Source organism: Pseudoalteromonas sp. BSi20480 (genome assembly GCF_000241365.1).
GTDB lineage: Bacteria > Pseudomonadota > Gammaproteobacteria > Enterobacterales > Alteromonadaceae > Pseudoalteromonas > Pseudoalteromonas marina.
Genome location: NZ_BADX01000054.1, coordinates 39,093 through 57,889, shown reverse-complemented (window position 1 = coordinate 57,889; position 18,797 = coordinate 39,093). Strand labels below are relative to the sequence as shown.

The following is an 18,797-nucleotide window of genomic DNA, read 5'->3' as shown; positions in this document are numbered from 1 at the left end:
ACTTGCGATTAGGGAGGCTTGTTAAGCTGTCATGCTCTGCTAGGAATCGTTGATGATTTTCAGACTTTTCTATTTCTAAAATACTTTTTAAGCTGAGGCGCATTATTAGAAATACAAAAATACCCCCTCCTAATAAAATGAGTGAGATACTAATTAAGACCAAGTTATCTAAAGTGTTATTTGCAAAATAATGTAATATCCAACAATACCCAAAAATAAATAAGACAACTAAAGCAAGAAGTAAACTCCATGCCATATTTTTAGTCTTTTTGCATATTGTTATTATTGGCTGAATGCTAAAACCTAAAAGCAAAATACCTAATAAGATTACAATTAATAAACTTTCCATAGGCCCTCAAACTAAAGACTTCTTATTGCTTGAGTATGGCAAATATACGTAAAAGGGAAATAAAATTAGGATTAAGAGCTTTAAAATAACTTTTAAGCTCTCATTTTAAGAGCTGAATAGTCAAATGATTACAAATTGGTTTAATGAGTAAAATACATATCTTAAATGTAAACGCATATTCTTAGCTAAATTCACCGCTAATTGCGTACTTTAATACCCAGTTTTTTACCACCCCAGTATTGTTAGCCATTTTTAGAAATTGGCTACGCGCCCATTTTAGTGGGGCTATTTGGTTTGAAAAACCAAAATAGCAGGCATCCATCATACTCATCATTAATAAGTTAGCTTTTCGGCGAGTGCGTTCGTACTCTTGCAGCTTTAACGCGCATCCGACGTCGGTTGCATCATTTAATAGAGTGGCTAAGGCGACCACGTCCTGGAAACCCAAGTTAACGCCCTGCCCAGCCAATGGGTTAATAGTGTGCGCAGCATCGCCTACTAACACCAAACGACCATAAGAATAATTATTAGCATGTTGACGAGTAATTGGAAACACAGCATGACTTTGCACTTCAAAATCGCCTACAAGGCCAGGGAACTTAGCCAAAATATGACTTTTTAATTGTGCTCCATCTAATCCTTTAAATGTGTTTAATGTGTTGGCATCGTCGTACCAAATTAAATTAGCGTAAGGTGCTTGCATAGGTAAAAAAGCCAATGGGCCTGATGGGGTAAATTGCTGCCATGTCTTTATTTGTTGAGGCGCGTCCAACTTAATAAGTACGCCCATACATTGCTGCTGGTACTGCCAACCGGTTACACCAATATTTGCTTTAGTTCGTAATTGCGATTGTCCGCCATCGGCTGCAACCACTAAGCCGGCGGTATAGCGTTGCTCGCCATATACCAAGGTAATCGAATCGGCATTTTGTTCAATTTTACTAACAATCTGTTTTTGCTCGATGACTTCAATATCGTATTGCTCAAACTGCATCCATAAACTGGCTTGTATTAAACTGTTTTCGATTAAGTGGCCCAAATGCGTGGTATTAATGTCGGCGCAATCAAATAACAATTTATCGTCGCCGCGCTCAAAAGCTTCTAACTGTTGGTATGGTGCAATCCGGCCATTTCTTAAAATGGGCATAGCCCCTAAACCATCGAGTAACTTTTCAGAAAAACGATTAATAGCCGATACTCTTATATCAACGTTGTCATTACTCAAAACATGAGGCGGATCAATTAGGTGTTTTTCGATAATGCGCACTGACTTTCCCTGTTGTGCTAACTTTATTGCCATTGCCGCACCAACCATGCCGCCGCCAACCACTATCACATTATTTTGAGTCATGTTTATCATCATTTTGTTAATACGTTAATCTATTTTAATTGTACCGTAACTCGCCGCTATAGTGCGAGAGTATATAACTATCAAGCTATTAAACTCGTCTGAGTTTGATTTGAGATCACAAACATGAAAACTATACTTGGATCTGGGCGGGTATCCAGCTAAAATACGCGTCCTTTAAGTGAGCAAGCTTGCTCCTTAATTCTGTTTCAAGCACATATTTGTGCCATTATCGAATTGAACACGAGGCTAAATTTCAATGAGCAAAAAGCTGCATATCAAAACCTGGGGTTGTCAGATGAACGAATACGACTCTCAGAAAATGGCTGAACTTTTAGATGCCACCAATGGCTACCAGCTAACTGAAGATGCAACAGATGCCGACGTAATCTTACTTAACACCTGTTCAATTCGTGAAAAAGCACAAGAAAAAGTATTTCACCAATTAGGCCGTTGGAAGTTGTTAAAAGACGACAAGCCAGAGCTAATTATTGGTGTAGGCGGTTGTGTTGCCTCTCAAGAAGGTGATTCTATTCGCCAGCGAGCTCCATTTGTAGATGTTATTTTTGGCCCACAAACACTGCACCGTTTACCTGAAATGATTAAACAAGTGCAAGGTAATAAAGGTTCGTCTGTTGTTGATATTTCGTTCCCAGAAATTGAAAAGTTTGACCGCCTACCTGAGCCAAAAGCTGAGGGCCCTTCTGCGTTTGTATCAATAATGGAAGGGTGTTCTAAGTATTGTACCTTTTGTGTTGTACCTTATACTCGTGGCGAAGAAGTTAGCCGCCCAGTTGATGACGTGCTCCTTGAAGTGGCACAACTTGCAGAGCAAGGCGTGCGTGAAGTAAATCTATTAGGGCAAAATGTAAACGCATACCGTGGTGATACTCACGATGGCGACATTTGCTACTTCTCAGATTTAATTCGATTAATTGCTGCAATTGATGGTATTGACCGTATTCGTTATACAACATCGCACCCAGTAGAATTTACACCAGATATTATTGATGCATATGCTGACGTACCAGAGCTTGTAGATCACTTACACTTACCGGTACAAAGTGGCTCTGACCGTATACTAAACCTAATGAAACGCGGCCATACAGCACTTGAATACAAATCAACAATTAGAAAGCTGCGTAAAATTCGCCCTAACTTAAGCATGTCGTCAGATTTCATCATCGGTTTCCCAGGTGAGAGTAAAGCTGATTTTGAAGCCACTATGAACCTTATCAACGATATTGGGTTTGATATGAGCTTTAGCTTTATTTACAGCGCACGCCCTGGTACACCTGCGGCAGATTTACCAGACGACGTAACTGAGCAAGAGAAAAAAGAACGCTTATACCTGTTACAGAACCGTATTACACAAATGGCACAGCACATTAGCCGCCAAATGTTCGATACAGAACAGCGTATTTTGGTTGAAGGTCCATCGAAAAAGAATCCAATGGAATTACGCGGTCGAACCGAAAATAACCGTGTTGTTAACTTTGTTGGACCACATTCGGTGATCGGCCAGTTCGTTGACGTACGTATCACTGAAGCACTGCCTAACTCTTTACGTGGTGACTTAATTCGTACAGAATCAGAAATGAACTTACGACGCGATATCGCTCCATCAGCTATTTTAACCAAAGCAGCAAGCAGTGAGCCAAAACCAGAGACTGTTAACGAGATTGGCGTAGCTACTTTCGTCCCTTAGTCAATATACCTAGCGCCAGTAAATACTGGCGCCGTTCTATAGGAAGCAATTTTGAGTAATCAGTTAAAAACATTAGAGATTTATTTAGAACCTGCCGATAACAAACGCCTATCTTCTTTATGTGGCCCGTTTGACGAAAACATCAAACAAATTGAACGCCGCCTAGCTGTTGAAATTATTCACCGTGACAACTTTTTTAAAGTAACGGGAAAACTACTCAATAGTGCCTCTGCGGTCGAAATCTTAAAAAATCTATATGTTGATACTCAACCTGTACGCGGTGTTATTGGTGAAATAGAACCTGATAATGTTCACTTGGCAATTACAGAATCTAAAGCCCTAGAGCAAGATGCTTCAAGCAGTGCATACGGCAAAGAAATGGTTATAAAAACGCGCCGTGGTGTTATTAAGCCGCGAAACGACAACCAAGGCCTTTACGTTGCCAACATATTAAATCACGACATTACTTTTGGTATAGGCCCTGCTGGTACAGGTAAAACCTACCTAGCAGTAGCTGCCGCAGTTGATGCCCTTGAGCGACAAGAAATCCGTCGTATTTTGTTAACGCGCCCCGCTGTAGAAGCTGGTGAAAAGCTTGGTTTTTTACCTGGTGACTTAAGCCAAAAAATTGACCCATACCTGCGCCCGCTTTACGATGCGCTATTCGAGATGCTCGGTTTTGAAAAAGTCGAAAAGCTAATAGAAAAAAATATCATTGAAGTTGCACCCCTTGCTTATATGCGTGGTCGTACATTAAACGATGCGTTTATTATTTTAGATGAAAGTCAAAATACCACAGCAGAACAAATGAAAATGTTTTTAACCCGTATAGGGTTTAATTCAAAGGCGGTGATCACTGGTGATATAACCCAAGTTGATTTACCGCGCGGTACACGCTCTGGTCTACGCCATGCTATAGAAGTGCTCGATAGCGTAGATGAAATTAGTTTTAACTACTTCAAAGCACACGATGTAGTGCGCCACCCTGTTGTTGCGCGCATTGTTGAAGCATACGAGCGTAACGATGAGAGCGAGCGCTTGAAGCGAATTGAAAAGCAAAAAGCAAAAGACGAGCTAGCTGCTCAACTTAACTCTACTACTAAAGAGTAATACTTTGACAACCGAACTTGATTTACAAATAGCCTGTGAGTTTGACAACCTCCCTAGTGAGGCCCAATTTGCATTATGGGCTGATAAAGCGTTAAGCCAATATCGTGATGAGTCTGAACTCACCATATTAATTAGCGACGAAGCGCAATCACAACAGCTTAATAACGACTACCGGGGTAAAAACAAACCTACTAACGTATTGTCGTTTGAATTTGAAGCGCCACCAGGAATAGAGCTTCCCCTTGTTGGTGACTTAGTTATTTGCCCAGCCATTGTATTGGCTGAAGCAGTGGAGCAAGAGAAGTCATTTCATGACCACTTTGCCCACATGGTCATTCATGGGTGCTTGCATTTACTTGGATTTGACCATATAAAGAGTGAAGACGCTTTGCAAATGGAAAGCATAGAAAAGCAATTACTTGCAGAGCTAAATATAGCAGACCCATACCGGGACGAAATTTAAATTAACGGAGCAATTAGACGCAATGAGCGACGGTAACTCGCAATCTAGCCAGGGTTCTTCTGGCAAAACGTGGCTGGGTAGAATAACCCAAATGCTGCAAGGGGAACCCCAGAATAGAGAAGAGCTGGTCGAAGTGATTGCCGATGCGCAAGAACGAGACGTAATCGATCCAGAAACAAAAGAAATGATTGAAGGTGTGCTTAGTGTATCTGAGCTTAAAGTGCGAGACATAATGATCCCGCGCTCACAAATGGTCACTCTTGAGATCGACAGCCCGCTTGAAGAGCTAATACCCATGATGGTTGACTCAACTCACTCACGCTTCCCTGTGGTGATTGAAGACAAAGATCACGTGGAAGGTTTTTTACTTGCTAAAGATTTGCTGCCGCTTATCTTAAATAAAGACGAGCATTTACCTTCAATACGCGATTACTTACGCCCTGCCATGGTCGTACCTGAGAGCAAACGTGTTGACACTCTGCTTAATGAATTTCGTCAGCAACGCTATCATATGGCTGTCGTTATTGATGAATACGGCGGCGTATCGGGACTCGTTACAATTGAAGATATTCTTGAAACCATTGTTGGGGAAATAGAAGACGAGCACGACGAAGAAGAAGAACAACAAGACATTCGTCAACTTGCAAAACACGTTCATGTTGTTCAGGCCTTAACGCCAGTAGATGACTTTAACGAGCACTTCAGCACAGGATATAGCACAGAAGAAGCCGACACTATTGGTGGCACCGTTTTACATGCATTTGGCCATATGCCTAGCCGTGGTGAAACAATAGACATAGATGGTTACCAATTTAAAGTAACCAATGCCGACAATCGTCGTATCTTGCAACTGCAAGTCACCGTTCCTAAGGCTGATGACACCGACAGTGAAGAAACTGCTAACTAGACTGACCCTATTAGCAAAAGATATAAAATCATGGCTCGCATTTATTGCGGGCCTTATTTTAACTTTTAGCTACTCCCCTTTTGAAATTTGGCCAATTGCATTTATTAGTATTGCAGCTGTCATTTTTTGTATTAATCCAAACAATACCGGAAAAGCCCATGCGAAGAGTGCCGCTAAATATGGTTTTATATTTGGTTTAGGCTGGTTTGGTGCAGGTATTAGTTGGGTACACGTGTCTATAGCTACCTTTGGCGGTATGCCGCTTGTAGCCTCTTTTTCGTTAATGGCACTATTGTGCGGCTACTTAGCGCTTTATCCCGCCTTAGCGCTCTACTTAACAACTCGTTTTGCCACCAGCCCAAATAGCTTTGGTTTGCTGCTTATTAGCTTTTTTGCTCTTAGTGAATATTTACGGGGTGTGGTCCTTACCGGATTTCCGTGGTTAAGTTTTGGGTATACCCAAACCGATGGACCATTAAATATACTGGCCCCATACATTGGTGAATTTGGACTGACCTTAGTATGTATTGCCATTGGCTTTGCACTGTACCGATTAACACAAAAAGACATAAAGACCCCGCTGGTTACGCTCACTGTATTTACTGTTTTATGCATTGGTTCGCGTGCAACAAACACCGTAGAGTACTCAGGTAAGTCAATGTCGACTTTACTAGTACAAGGCAATATAAAGCAGCACCTCCGCTTTGAGCCTAGCGAGTTTTGGACCACCATGAGCAAATACCAAGACATGACTCGCCCACATTGGGATGCTGACTTAATTGTATGGCCAGAAGCAGCGGTTCCTGAAATAGAAGCCCTTGCCGACAGCTACTTAGCTGGGCTAGATAGCGCAGCCTCATTTAATGAAACCGCCCTTATAACGGGCATTGTCGACTACCAAATCGATACTAAAACCATATTTAATACACTTATAGTGCTGGGTAACAAAGAGCGCGGCGACGAGCACGGCCATTATGAATACCTCGGTAAAAATCGCTATCAAAAACACCAGTTACTACCGATTGGAGAATTTGTACCGTTTCAAGATATTCTGCGCCCAATCGCGCCTTTGTTTGATTTACCTATGTCGTCGTTTACGCGTGGCGACAGAATACAAAATAACTTGCGCGCCAATGGCTTTAATCTGCTCCCTGCTATTTGCTTCGAAATAGTATTTGCCGATTTAGTACGTGGCAATTATAAAACTAACTCAGATATATTATTTACTGTCAGTAACGACGCGTGGTTTGGTCAATCAATTGGGCCATTGCAACACATGCAAATTGCCCGCATGCGTGCCCTTGAGTTACAACGCCCGCTGGTACGTGTTACCAACAACGGTGTAAGCGCCGTATACGACCCGCTAAGCAATACACAACAAACCATGCCACAGTTTGAAGCCGCTGTATTAAAGGCCGATGTAAAATTGATACAAGGTAATAGTGTGTATAGCCAATATGGCAATGTGTTTGTATGGGGAATTGTGACGTTATTGGGGATTGGTGGGACTCTAATGCGATTTAAAAACTAAAAGTACTCAATATTTATGGGTCAAATTAGAGAATAAGCTTGTGTGAACAATTCATATTTAATTTTATTTACATTGAGTTACATATTATAAATTTATGTGTTTTAGTCTTATTTCATATTAGTTACTATCAATATACTAATAATAATTAAAATATTTATGAAAAAAGTAATAAGCATAGCAACCTTAGTCATATTATTGTTTGGCTGCGCTAATTCAGCTAAAAGTGACCTATCAAGACTAAAAAGTAATCCCGCCTGCTGTGCCAACTTAAGCGATATTGCATTTACAACACAGCAAATAAACAAGCTGACCTCTTATGATTTAAAGAACCAGCCTATTAGAGTTTTTAATGAAGCCAAAAGCCCATTCATTGCAATTGAAAAACCAAATAATAGTCGCTTCGCTCAAGTTTTTAGTTACGCCAATGGCGCATTTATTCAAACAGCAACGCTTGTTTACCCTGAGTTAATACTGTTAGATAAATCAAAGCAGATTATAAAACACCTTAAACCTTATGAGGCGTGGGAAAATGGTTTACCAACAACATTAGATTTAGCTGGTAACCTATATTACAAAACTCAATTTACTCTACCAGAGGAAGCCAAATACTTAATTTTTTATACTGATAGCAGTTTGAATAATAAAAAAACAACAATCAATTGGCGCTCACAAGTTGGTGGAAGTGAATATAGGCAACTTACCCTTACATCGTTCGCTAAAATTGGTATCAAATTACTTTAATTTTCAGGAGTTTTTATGAGATATATTTTTACCATTATTATCCTTGTCATATTAAGTGGATGTAAATCCTCACCAAACTACATGAATACGGGACAACTAAAAGCAAATTATCAGGTACTTGGATTTGGCGGTTTTTATGTTGAAGAAGATCTCACTTATTTTGAAAAACAATTAAAAAATCATTATAAAGCGCCAATAAAAAAAGCACTTGAAGCGCGTGGTTTTAAAGTAGTAGACGCCAGCGAAGTTTATACGGTATTTAATCAATTATTAGATAACGCTGAGAACTTATACGACCCGCTTACAGGACAAGCAAATGAAAACCTACGTAATGAACTCTGGAAAGAAGCGCTTGCCACTACAAAAACAAACCTCGGTGTAAATGCTTTTGTGTTTGCAGGTGTTGATACTGTACGCGCACATTTTACAAACAGTATTTTATTAGGCCACGTAGCCAAGTGGTATGGCCAAGAAGAGTCTTACCTTGAAGGTGGTGCCGATGGGGGTGATATATTCGTATCGTTATTTCAAAACGAACAAGGTTATGTGCCAGGAAGCAGAGTGTATATCAGAATTAGAGATGAGAAAGACACACTCTTAACTATGGGCTCTGGAGGTATTGAGTTAGTGGCACAATTTAACAGTGATGAAGAAATTATTGTGAAAGATGCCGATAAATTATTTAAAGACCCTGCAAAATTGGATAGTGCTTTACAGTTCGCATTAAAAACAATCGACACTTGGAAGACGAAAAAATGATTAAACACATGGTTGTCATCATCGTTTTACTCAATTTAGTCGGTTGCAAACTATTTCAATACAATAGCGACCCTAAAGTGATAGCGAATGGAATTACAATCGCTAAACCGGCAACACATAGTAACCTAGCCTATATATGGTTACCAACAGCCAATACCGGTAACAAAGCACTCTATAGAGAAGCATTTGATAATAACGTAATTAACTTTTCAAAAAAATATAACTTAACTAACCTAAACCCTAAAGTTCAACCCATGTTTGATAACTTTATTATTGAACAAGGCGGTGCTTTTAACACAAAATCAGGCAAACTCGAATCAGAACGAGTGCAAGCAGCTATACAATTTACGTTTAACAGCATTAAGCAAACGTATCCAAATATTGGCAATTTGCTGGTTATCCACCCAAAAGAAAATTCAATTAAAATAGTAGATGGCACTGCAACTTGGAATGGTGTTGAGCAGCACGTATTGACAAGGTCAAGAGACTCAGTCGAATTCAGGCCTGCAATTAGTATCGCCTTACAATATTATAATGACGTTGAAAAAAATAATTTTCATGAGGTTGGCCTAGATCTACATGCCCCTGACTTAACTGATAACGATAAATATGAGCAAATACTTAAGCATATTTTAACTCCTATTGTCTTGTTAAATACAAAAGTAAAATAGTCTTCGATCGTCCAATAATTAACTAAAACTTTAGCTAGTTATTGGACTTTAATTTATAGTTTTTATCGATTCTCAATTACAACTGATTGTTGAAGTAATTTTCTCAATCCATAATACCAGCTAAGTGCAGCAACGGTACCGTGTGTTTCGTTTTCAAAGTAACGCTGTTTTACTGTTAATTTTTTACTTGGGTGATTCCTTAATTTATCTGCAAACGCCAATCCCCACTGATAATTTGTTTTACCTATATCACCAAATGCTGTTGCGTTATTCGCAAAGGTAAAATACACATCTCCTGACATCTGTTTGTTTTCAAGTTGGTTATTTTTAAAATAACGGTTTAAATAATTATTATCCCAAATGTAGGTAGCATTAATTATTAAGTAATCTGTAAATAATGTGTGATTAGTCAACAGTACGTAACTTGCAAACAAGCCACCAAAAGACTCACCAATTAATACCCGTTTAGTTGATGTGCGGTAATTTTGATTAATCAGTGGAATAAGTTCTTTTTCAAAAAATGCACTGTAGTTTGCGGCATTGCCGATATTTTCAAACCTTTCTAATAATTTTCCGTTAAACGTCCAGTCAACATTGGTTGGGGTAAAGTCGCGCTCTCTTATTGCGTTTTGGCTGTTAGGAATAGCTACAATAATTGCTTGCTGTATTTGCTGCTCTAAACGCTCTGTACTTAACGCTTCCACCAGCCCTGCAACTGCTTTTAAATGTGTGCTATCACCATCAAGTAAGTAAACTACAGGGTATGTTTTATCAGTATTTTGGCTATAACTAGGTGGTAAGTAAACGCTATAAAATCGCCTCTCTTTTAAAATTCGAGACTCAATATGGTTATTCTTTGCTAACACAACCGACTCGGAAGCACTTGCACTGATTGCAAAAAATAAAGTGGTAATCGTCAACATTAAAAACTTCACTAGCGTACCTATTACCTATAACTATTAATTATTTAGCTTTTACGGTTTCTTCTACTGTTTCTAAATTCACAATTTGCTTTACGCTACCTTGAATAACCACAGTCGCTGATATTTTATCTTGAATGGCTTGCCTGTTTGGGTCCCAATACACTTGTAAAAAGCCTAGCAACCCAGTGGCAAAACCCGCGCCATAACCACCGTAGCGACCAAAGCAATCAAGCAAACCAAGTGGTTCGCCATTTAAGGCAACAACACGTATATTGCACACCTTCTTACCGGGAGTTTGGCCACGCCAAAGTAATGAAAATAGCGTAAAATAAACAGCAGCCCACCCAAAACCTAAGCCTAAGTCTTGAATAATACCTTTACCCCACTGCAAAATACTGTTTGTAGTTGTTTGCGCAGGTTTTTCTTCTATTAACTGTGCAGGCTTTATTTCGTTATTTTCACTGAGCACTAATAATTGTAAAAGTGCTCTAGCAAGTTGTGGGCTTTGAAGGTCGTCCATTTCTGCTAACTTGGGTACTTGTCCTATCAAATTATCAAGCGCATTTTGTTGGCAAGACTGCTCACAGCTCTCGTCTACTACTTCAATTAAATAGGCATTTACACGGTGTTTTTCTAACTCAGTAAGCTGTATTTCGTCTTCTATTTTAACACCTTGAATAACTGAGCCGATTTCACTGTTATCGTCTTCTAAGTAGTCTATGCCAATTGAAAGCACAGCAAGAGCGCTTACAAATAAAATACTCGCTGCCATTATTTTTAATATTCTTCGCCATACATTCGACATTTTAGGAAGGTATTGCTGCGCAGTGCCTTTATAAAAAGCCATAGCAGCAACAAACGCAATTAAGGTGGCGCTAAGCTTTGCAGCTACAAATATTAGGGCGACATCTATTACTATTGCTAAAGCTCGTTTAAGAGGTGTTGCTAGAGGTATGCCTAACAGAGCGTTATCAACCTTAAATGCATAAGGGGTAATGACTTCTCTAGTTTCGGTTTTAGATAATTCTAATTGTTCTATTTCTTTTGCTTTCATTTTAATTCTTGTTATTAAAATAGGTAACGCGTTTAACTTACGCGCTTTTTATTTTTTGCTCAAGCTAATTCAAACAAGCGCTATTTACTGTTTGTTGCCTTCATGGTGAAGGTAAAAGGGTGAGCGGGACGCAGAAGCTTTACTCAACTTTTATTTAGCCCACTAAGTTACAAACTTTGCGCAGCGACTAAATAACCCTAGATTTCACATATTTTATCCTTAAAAGCCAGCAAGCCCTGCGCGTTATTAATAAATTAGTTTAGGTTAAGTGAACAATTTATATATGTGATCGTATTAGATAATCAAAGCCTTTAGGAGCAACCCCAATGACCACTAAACAATTAGCCTCTCTTTTTATATTTAATACTTTGCTGCTAAGCGCAGAGGTTAACGCCAATCAGCGTTGGTACGTTGTAAACGATTCGGTCATGGGGGGCGTGTCTAATAGCCAAGTAAGCCATACAAAAGAGGCATTGGTATTTGAAGGTAATGTATCGCTTAAAAATAACGGAGGGTTTGCTTCTATCCGCACTGAGCTCAACACACAGGGCCAAAACGCAAATACTATTAATTTACGTGTTAAAGGTGACGGTCAAACGTATCAACTAAGGCTGCGTACATCCAACTACCTTGATGGACCTGCGTATACACACTCATTTAAAACAATAGAAAATGAATGGACTAACATTAATTTTAACCCAAGCGATTTTACGCTTACTTTTCGTGGTCGTACGCTAACCCAGCAACCAGTGATTGATTTTAGTGATATTAGACAACTTGGTTTTATGATTGCAGGAAAACAGGCGGGAAAATTTAAGCTTGAAATAGCACACATTGAATTTGCAGGTTAGTACGTCATGCTCACTTTTAATCGGTTAAAAGTGAGCATACACGGTAAGTTTACGACTCTATTGCAAGCAGTTCTACTTCAAAAATAAGCAGTGATGCTGGTGGAATACTCCCTACCCGCTTTTCGCCATAAGCCAACTGATGCGGTATATAAAACTGAAATTTATCTCCCGGGCTCATTAACTGTAACCCCTCGGTCCACCCTTTAATAACTTGGTGTAAACCAAAGCTGATAGGTGACTTGCGCTCTACTGAGCTATCAAACACAGTTCCGTCGATGAGTGTACCGTGGTAATGCACATTGACCATACTTGTTGGGCTAGGTGTGTTGCTGTTTTCTCCTTTGTGCAATACTTTATATTGCAGGCCAGATGCAGTTTCTAATACACCATCTACCTTAGCGTTTGCCACTAAATAGTCGCTTTCAATTTGCGCATTAGCAATCGACTGTTGTTTGGCCTTTTTACTGTTTTTAAATATTAAAACGCACAAAATAGCGATCACAACCGCCAAAATAATATTGATCATAATTAGTTTTTCTCGTCTTCTCGTTTTTCGTTTTCTAGCTCGTCATCCGCATCGTCTTCGTTATCGCCATTAACAATATCGGCTATCTCTTTTAGACGCGCAAGTGCGATGCCGTTTACTGAACTTTCAGGGTATACATCGTCGATGAGTTCGCCCGCTTCAATATCCATCAGTAAGTTTAGCGCCTGATCGACCGTCTCTACTGCGTAAATATTAAATTTGCCTTGCTCTACTGCATTGAGTATTTCGTCGTCTAAAACCAAATTAACTTGGTTTGACTTAGGAATAATGACGCCTTGCTCACCCGTTAAGCCGCGCATTTTACACAACTTAAAAAAGCCTTCTATCTTCTCGTTTACACCACCAATAGCTTGTACATCACCATGTTGGTTTATAGAGCCGGTAAGCGCAATTGATTGGCTTATTGGTAAGCTTGTAATAGCCGAAATTAACGCGCAAAGCTCAGCCAACGAGGCACTATCGCCGTCTATGTAGCCATAGCTTTGTTCTATTGCAATGTTTGCGCTGAGCGTAAGGCTAAACTGCTGGGCATATTTATTACCTAAATAACCGGTAAGTAACATCACGCCTTTAGAGTGAATAGCTTTACCCAGTTCTGCTTCGCGCTCTACGTCTATTACGCCATCAGCGCCGGCGTATACCGTGGCAGTAATTCGCGCCGGTGTGCCAAACGACGTATCACCAATGTGCAGTACCGTTAAGCCATTTACTTTACCAATGGCTTGTCCAGTTGTAGCAATTAACGTATGACCTTCTTTGATATCACTAAGCATATTTTCACTAATTTGACCGGTGCGGTATTGCTTACCCTCAATGGCTTCATCAATATGATGCGCATCAATAACCGTTAGCTTATCTTGTTTTGCGTAGTAACTTGCCTCAGCCACCAGCTCTAACACATCAGCAAAACGCGCTGAAAGCTTATTATGATGCTCAGCTTGGCGATAACTAAATTTAAGCAATCTCACCATAGCGGCTTGCGTTGTAGTGCACTTAAGCGTTTTTTCGCAGTACTCTGTTACTTTAGTAATAAACTGATACTGTAACTTATCACTGCTTGGTAAATAGTAATCAAAGTCTGCTAGTACTCTGAATAGCTCTGCGAATTCTTCATCGTATTCACCTATGGTGTAATACAAATCGCGCGAGCCTAATAAAATAATTTTTACATCAAGTGGGATCAATTGCGGGCGAAGCGTAAAGCTCGTGCCTACTGTACTATCTTGATATGGTAAGTCATTTTTAATTTGGTGCATTTTCAGCGATAACTTTAGCCCATCCCACACTTGCGGGTTAGCCATTACTTTTTCAGCATCCATTATCAAATAACCGCCATTTGCACGGTGTAATGCACCGGGCTGAATTGAGCGGTAGCTGGTGATTAGTGTACCTTGTGAAGTGGCATACTCTATTTTGCCAAATAAATTACCAAAGGTAGGGTTAGGCTCGTACACCACAGGGGCTGCATCGTCTTCTTTAAACTCGACTAAAATATTCGGTGCAAAAAAGTCAGTGAGCATGCCTTTACGATCAAAGTCTTCCTTATTTTCTTCGTTTTCGTCTTCATCGTCTAGCCATTCAAGTACAGCATCTATAATTTCTACACGTATGTCTTTTAAATATCTAAGCACGCCAATATGTGTGGCGTATTTATGTTCTAAATCTTTTAACAGTGGTTTGGTTGCTTGCTCAGCGGTCGACTTTTTAAGGTTGCGGAGTTTTTCTTTTGATTCACGTTTCCAACGCGGCAACTCTATCAGAGCTTCAATTAACGCATCTTCTAGTTTTTCTATTTTCTCAAAAAACGCTTCGCGAAGTTCATCTTCTAGTTCTGCAAACTCGCTATCACTCAACTGCTTGCCATCTATAAGTGGCGCAAAGCCCACTGAGCTTTTTTCTTCAACAAGTGCAACACTTTGCTCAAGCGCAGCCACTTCAACGGCGGTAATTGCGCTGTCGTAAGCATCATTAAATTCACGATCAATTGATTTTTTCTTTCGCTGATAAGCAGGGTTATCGAATGCGGCTGGAAACGTGTCGAGCACTTCGTCTAAAAATGAGTCTATGTCGTCACTCAATTGCTTGCTTTGCCCTGCCTGCATAAACAATGCTATTGGCTCGCGATGGTCGTCGTAGTTATTAACATACAACCATTCGTTTGGGGTTACTCGGCCTTTGGCATGTTGTTTTAGTTTGTCCTTTACGAGTGTGTAACGCCCATGTGCGGCTTCGCCCATAACGTAAACGTTATAACCAGGTAATTCCATCCCCAGCGAAAAGTCCAGCGCACTTTGTGCACGTTGTTGCCCAATAAAATTGAGTTGCTCTGGGTAGGGATTATTCATGCACGTCAGTACGTGATTAGCAGAAATACTAGGTGCAAGCGTTGATACAGGTAGTGGCAGCAGTTTTTTCGTCATTCTAACTTCTTTATATACCAGCATAATCGCTGGCTTTTGGGCGTATTAAGTGGCCAGCAGCCACTTAATACATATGCTTAAGGGTGCAGTGCCTTACGACTAAAATAGATTCCATCACACTCAATACACGGTAAAATTTGTGTGGCGTGATAAACATCGTAACTATGAGTGCAATTCTTACATACTAATGTGCCCATGGCTATCCATTCACCTGCGTGATACACCCCATTATGTTTAAAATCTTGGTTTAGGGATTGCCATTCCAGTTGAGTTTTGTCTTCTATATGTGAAAGTTCAAACCATAAAGACTCTTTAAGTTCTTGCCATGCAAGCGAATTATAGTGGGAATCGTTCTCGCTAAGGTGCGCTATGTCGCGTTTTAAGTAGTTGCGGTAAAGCTGATACTTTTCCTCACCTAAATTTTTAAGTGCTTGCTCTGATTCAACAAAACGAGTTACCGCATCTTTTACCTCATGATCTTTGATGTCTTTTAGCCACGCGCTTAAATCACTAAGCCATGCTTTATAATCTGCCATTATGTACTCCTTCAAAATTGCTAATAAACGAGTTGGGTTGACGCAATATTTATGAATCTTTACTCAGGCCACTAGGTAACATTTTATAATGTGATTAGAAAACCCTAAACTGAGCAAATTTCAATCTACACAGGTCAACACGCCTGACGTTTAACATAGATAAGTATAGGTTAACCTGACATGAAGGTTACAATTTAGCAAAACGGTGTTTTTGACGCTGTGAATAGTGCTTTATTTGGGTTATCCTATCGGCAATTTTTTATTAGTTTGCAAGAAGTCTGGAATCGTAGATGCAAGAGCAATATAACCCGCAAGATATAGAGTCAAAAGTACAAAGCTACTGGGAAGAAAACCAAGTATTTAAAGTCACTGAAGATGAGAGCAAAGAAAAATATTACTGTCTTTCTATGTTCCCTTATCCGAGTGGTCGACTGCATATGGGTCATGTGCGTAACTACACCATTGGTGATGTTGTTTCTCGTTTCCAGCGCCTGCAAGGCAAAAACGTAATGCAGCCTATGGGTTGGGATGCGTTTGGTTTACCAGCAGAAAACGCCGCTATTAAAAATAAAACAGCGCCTGCAAAGTGGACTTACGAAAACATTGATTACATGCGTAACCAACTTAAGCAATTAGGTTTTGGTTACGATTGGGATCGTGAAATTGCAACGTGTCACCCAGAGTACTATAAGTGGGAGCAGTGGTTTTTTACTAAGCTTTACGAAAAAGGCTTAGTGTACAAAAAAATGTCGACCGTAAACTGGGATCCGGTTGATCAAACTGTACTTGCTAACGAACAAGTTATTGACGGTCGCGGTTGGCGCTCTGGCGCTGTGGTTGAGCAAAAAGAAATTCCACAGTGGTTTATTAAGATTACCGACTACGCACAAGAGCTTTTAGACGATTTAGACAAATTAGAAGACTGGCCTGAGCAAGTTAAAACCATGCAGCGCAATTGGATTGGCCGCTCTGAAGGTTTAGACATTGAATTTACGCGTACCGATAACAACGAAAAGTTTAGCGTATACACTACACGTCCAGATACCTTCATGGGTGTAACTTATCTCGCCGTTGCCGGTGGCCACCCTATTGCCCAAGAAGCAGCTAAAAACAGCGATGCGATTGCAATGTTTGTTGAAGAATGCAAAAACACCAAAGTAGCCGAAGCAGATATGGCAACAATGGAGAAAAAAGGCATTGCAACAGGCTTTTACGCAACTCACCCATTAACAGGCAAGCAAGTGCCTATTTGGGTGGCTAACTTTGTGCTTATGCATTACGGCTCAGGCGCGGTAATGGCAGTACCTGCCCACGACCAACGTGACTTTGAGTTTGCAAATGCATACGGCCTAGATATTAAACAAGTTATTGCGCCAGCTGAAGGCTCAGACCTTGAAGTAAACCTAGAGCAAGAAGCATTCACCGAAAAAGGTGTATTAGTAAACTCTGGCGAATTTGACGGATTAGACTTTTCAGCAGCGTTTAATGCGATTGCCGACAAACTAGAAGCACTAGGCGTGGGTGAGCGTAAAGTAAACTTCCGTTTACGTGACTGGGGTGTTAGCCGCCAACGTTATTGGGGCTCTCCAATTCCAATGCTGAGCGACGAAAACGGCAACGAATTAGCCGCCACCGAAGAAATGCTGCCAGTACGTTTACCAGAAGATGTAGTTATGAATGGCGTTACTTCGCCAATCAAAGCAGACCCAGAATGGGCAAAAGCAACGGTAAACGGCGTACCTGCTACTCACGAAACTGACACCTTCGATACTTTTATGGAATCGTCTTGGTATTACGCACGTTACTGTAGCCCACGTTACGACGAGGGCATGTTAGACCCAGCAGCCGCTAACTATTGGTTACCTGTAAACCAATACATAGGTGGTATTGAACACGCAATTTTACACTTATTGTACTCACGTTTTTTCCATAAACTATTGCGCGACTTTGGTTTAGTAAATTCAGACGAGCCATTTGACCGTTTACTATGTCAAGGCATGGTATTGGCTGAAACGTTCTATCGTAAAGATGAAAAAGGTGGTGATATTTGGATTTCACCAAGCGATGTTGAAACAGAAACTGACGAAAAAGGTCGAGTTACTAAAGCATGGCACAAGGAAGATGGCGAACCAGTATTTTCTTCAGGCATGAGCAAAATGTCTAAATCTAAAAATAATGGTATAGACCCACAACAAGTAATTGCACAATACGGTGCTGATACAGTGCGTTTATTCATGATGTTTACTGCACCACCAGAACAAACACTCGAATGGTCAGACTCTGGCGTTGAAGGCGCACACCGATTCTTAAAACGTGTATGGAAATATGCAGTAGACGTGAAAGCGGCAGGTTACCAAGCACTTGAAAAGTCTGCGCTTACTAACCCACAAAAAGTACTTCGTCGCGAATTACACAAAGCCATTGCAAAGGTAAGTGATGATGTTGAACGTCGTCAAACGTTTAACACGGCGATTGCTGCCATCATGGAGCTGTCTAATAAGTTAATTAAAGCGCCACTTAACGATGCACAAGACATTGCCATTGCAAATGAGGCACTTGAAGCGTTAATTATTATGCTTGCCCCTATTACGCCGCATTTATCTCATGAGTTGTGGGAAGAACTAGGTAAAGACGGTGATATTTTAGATGCAGCATGGCCAACAGTTGACGAATCAGCCCTGGTTGAAGATGAAAAGCTCATCATCGTTCAAGTAAACGGTAAACTTCGCGCTAAGCTAACTGTGGCAGCAGATGCAACGCAAGAACAAGTAGAAACACTTGCCTTTGCAGAAGCTAACGTAACTAAATTTACTGATGGTAAAACCATTCGTAAGATCATTTACGTGCCAGGTAAACTACTTAACGTGGTTGCTAACTAA

16 protein-coding genes and 1 pseudogene are annotated in these 18,797 nt (G+C 40.3%); 10 read left to right on the top strand and 7 right to left on the bottom strand.

Annotation, left to right across the window (positions count from 1 at the left end; genetic code table 11):
- A pseudogene (locus P20480_RS17835) lies at positions 1-349 on the bottom strand (bifunctional diguanylate cyclase/phosphodiesterase); the annotation flags it as partial.
- A 181-nt stretch (positions 350-530) separates the two neighbouring features.
- A complete protein-coding gene (locus P20480_RS12760) occupies positions 531-1,700 on the bottom strand; it encodes an FAD-dependent monooxygenase (RefSeq protein ID WP_138922280.1) in 1,170 nt (389 codons plus the stop codon).
- Between the two features lie 256 nt (positions 1,701-1,956).
- On the opposite strand from P20480_RS12760, the gene miaB reads away from it, so the two are divergent.
- The 8 genes from miaB (at position 1,957) to P20480_RS12800 (ending at position 9,587) form a co-directional block, all read left to right on the top strand.
- On the top strand, positions 1,957-3,405 hold the full coding sequence (miaB, locus tag P20480_RS12765; protein WP_010556002.1) for a tRNA (N6-isopentenyl adenosine(37)-C2)-methylthiotransferase MiaB: 1,449 nt from the start codon (positions 1,957-1,959) through the stop codon (positions 3,403-3,405).
- 51 nt (positions 3,406-3,456) lie between these two features.
- Positions 3,457-4,515 (top strand): PhoH family protein, encoded by a 1,059-nt coding sequence (locus tag P20480_RS12770; RefSeq protein ID WP_006793414.1) that lies wholly within the window; start codon positions 3,457-3,459, stop codon positions 4,513-4,515.
- A 4-nt stretch (positions 4,516-4,519) separates the two neighbouring features.
- Positions 4,520-4,978, top strand: a complete 459-nt coding sequence (gene ybeY, locus P20480_RS12775) for an rRNA maturation RNase YbeY (RefSeq protein WP_008128182.1) — start codon at positions 4,520-4,522, stop codon at positions 4,976-4,978.
- 22 nt (positions 4,979-5,000) lie between these two features.
- Complete coding sequence (gene corC, locus P20480_RS12780; protein WP_006793412.1) at positions 5,001-5,885, top strand: CNNM family magnesium/cobalt transport protein CorC; 885 nt, start codon at positions 5,001-5,003, stop codon at positions 5,883-5,885.
- On the top strand, positions 5,866-7,416 hold the full coding sequence (gene lnt, locus P20480_RS12785) for an apolipoprotein N-acyltransferase (RefSeq protein WP_008128178.1): 1,551 nt from the start codon (positions 5,866-5,868) through the stop codon (positions 7,414-7,416). The genes corC and lnt overlap by 20 nt, the downstream gene beginning before the upstream one ends.
- Before the next feature lie 156 nt (positions 7,417-7,572).
- Positions 7,573-8,157, top strand: a complete 585-nt coding sequence (locus P20480_RS12790) for a hypothetical protein (RefSeq protein WP_008128174.1) — start codon at positions 7,573-7,575, stop codon at positions 8,155-8,157.
- A gap of 15 nt (positions 8,158-8,172) precedes the next feature.
- Complete coding sequence (locus tag P20480_RS12795; protein WP_235420593.1) at positions 8,173-8,916, top strand: hypothetical protein; 744 nt, start codon at positions 8,173-8,175, stop codon at positions 8,914-8,916.
- Entirely contained in the window at positions 8,913-9,587 is a 675-nt protein-coding gene (locus tag P20480_RS12800; RefSeq protein WP_008128169.1) for a hypothetical protein, read from the top strand. The genes P20480_RS12795 and P20480_RS12800 overlap by 4 nt, the downstream gene beginning before the upstream one ends.
- A gap of 62 nt (positions 9,588-9,649) precedes the next feature.
- Here the strand turns inward: P20480_RS12800 and P20480_RS12805 are convergent, their stop codons facing one another.
- Both P20480_RS12805 and P20480_RS12810 read right to left on the bottom strand, forming a co-directional pair.
- On the bottom strand, positions 9,650-10,510 hold the full coding sequence (locus P20480_RS12805) for an alpha/beta hydrolase (protein ID WP_086007394.1): 861 nt from the start codon (positions 10,508-10,510) through the stop codon (positions 9,650-9,652).
- A 40-nt stretch (positions 10,511-10,550) separates the two neighbouring features.
- Positions 10,551-11,564, bottom strand: coding sequence for an RDD family protein (locus P20480_RS12810; RefSeq protein ID WP_008128163.1), 1,014 nt, complete (start codon positions 11,562-11,564; stop codon positions 10,551-10,553).
- Positions 11,565-11,890: 326 nt separating this feature from the next.
- Here P20480_RS12810 and P20480_RS12815 point away from each other — a divergent pair, with 326 nt between their 5' ends.
- Positions 11,891-12,415: a CIA30 family protein gene (locus tag P20480_RS12815; RefSeq protein WP_008128161.1), complete on the top strand. Its 525-nt coding sequence runs from the start codon at positions 11,891-11,893 to the stop codon at positions 12,413-12,415.
- Positions 12,416-12,464: 49 nt separating this feature from the next.
- Here the strand turns inward: P20480_RS12815 and P20480_RS12820 are convergent, their stop codons facing one another.
- The 3 genes from P20480_RS12820 to P20480_RS12830 form a co-directional block, all read right to left on the bottom strand.
- Positions 12,465-12,941, bottom strand: coding sequence for a BamJ family beta-barrel-assembly machinery protein (locus tag P20480_RS12820; RefSeq protein ID WP_008128159.1), 477 nt, complete (start codon positions 12,939-12,941; stop codon positions 12,465-12,467).
- A gap of 2 nt (positions 12,942-12,943) precedes the next feature.
- A complete protein-coding gene (locus P20480_RS12825) occupies positions 12,944-15,382 on the bottom strand; it encodes a Lon protease family protein (protein ID WP_008128158.1) in 2,439 nt (812 codons plus the stop codon).
- 77 nt (positions 15,383-15,459) lie between these two features.
- Positions 15,460-15,918 (bottom strand): zinc ribbon-containing protein, encoded by a 459-nt coding sequence (locus tag P20480_RS12830; protein WP_006793402.1) that lies wholly within the window; start codon positions 15,916-15,918, stop codon positions 15,460-15,462.
- 290 nt (positions 15,919-16,208) lie between these two features.
- Here P20480_RS12830 and leuS point away from each other — a divergent pair, with 290 nt between their 5' ends.
- Positions 16,209-18,797 carry a leucine--tRNA ligase gene (gene leuS / locus P20480_RS12835; RefSeq protein WP_008128157.1) on the top strand — a complete coding sequence of 863 codons (2,589 nt, stop codon included), beginning with the start codon at positions 16,209-16,211 and terminating at the stop codon, positions 18,795-18,797.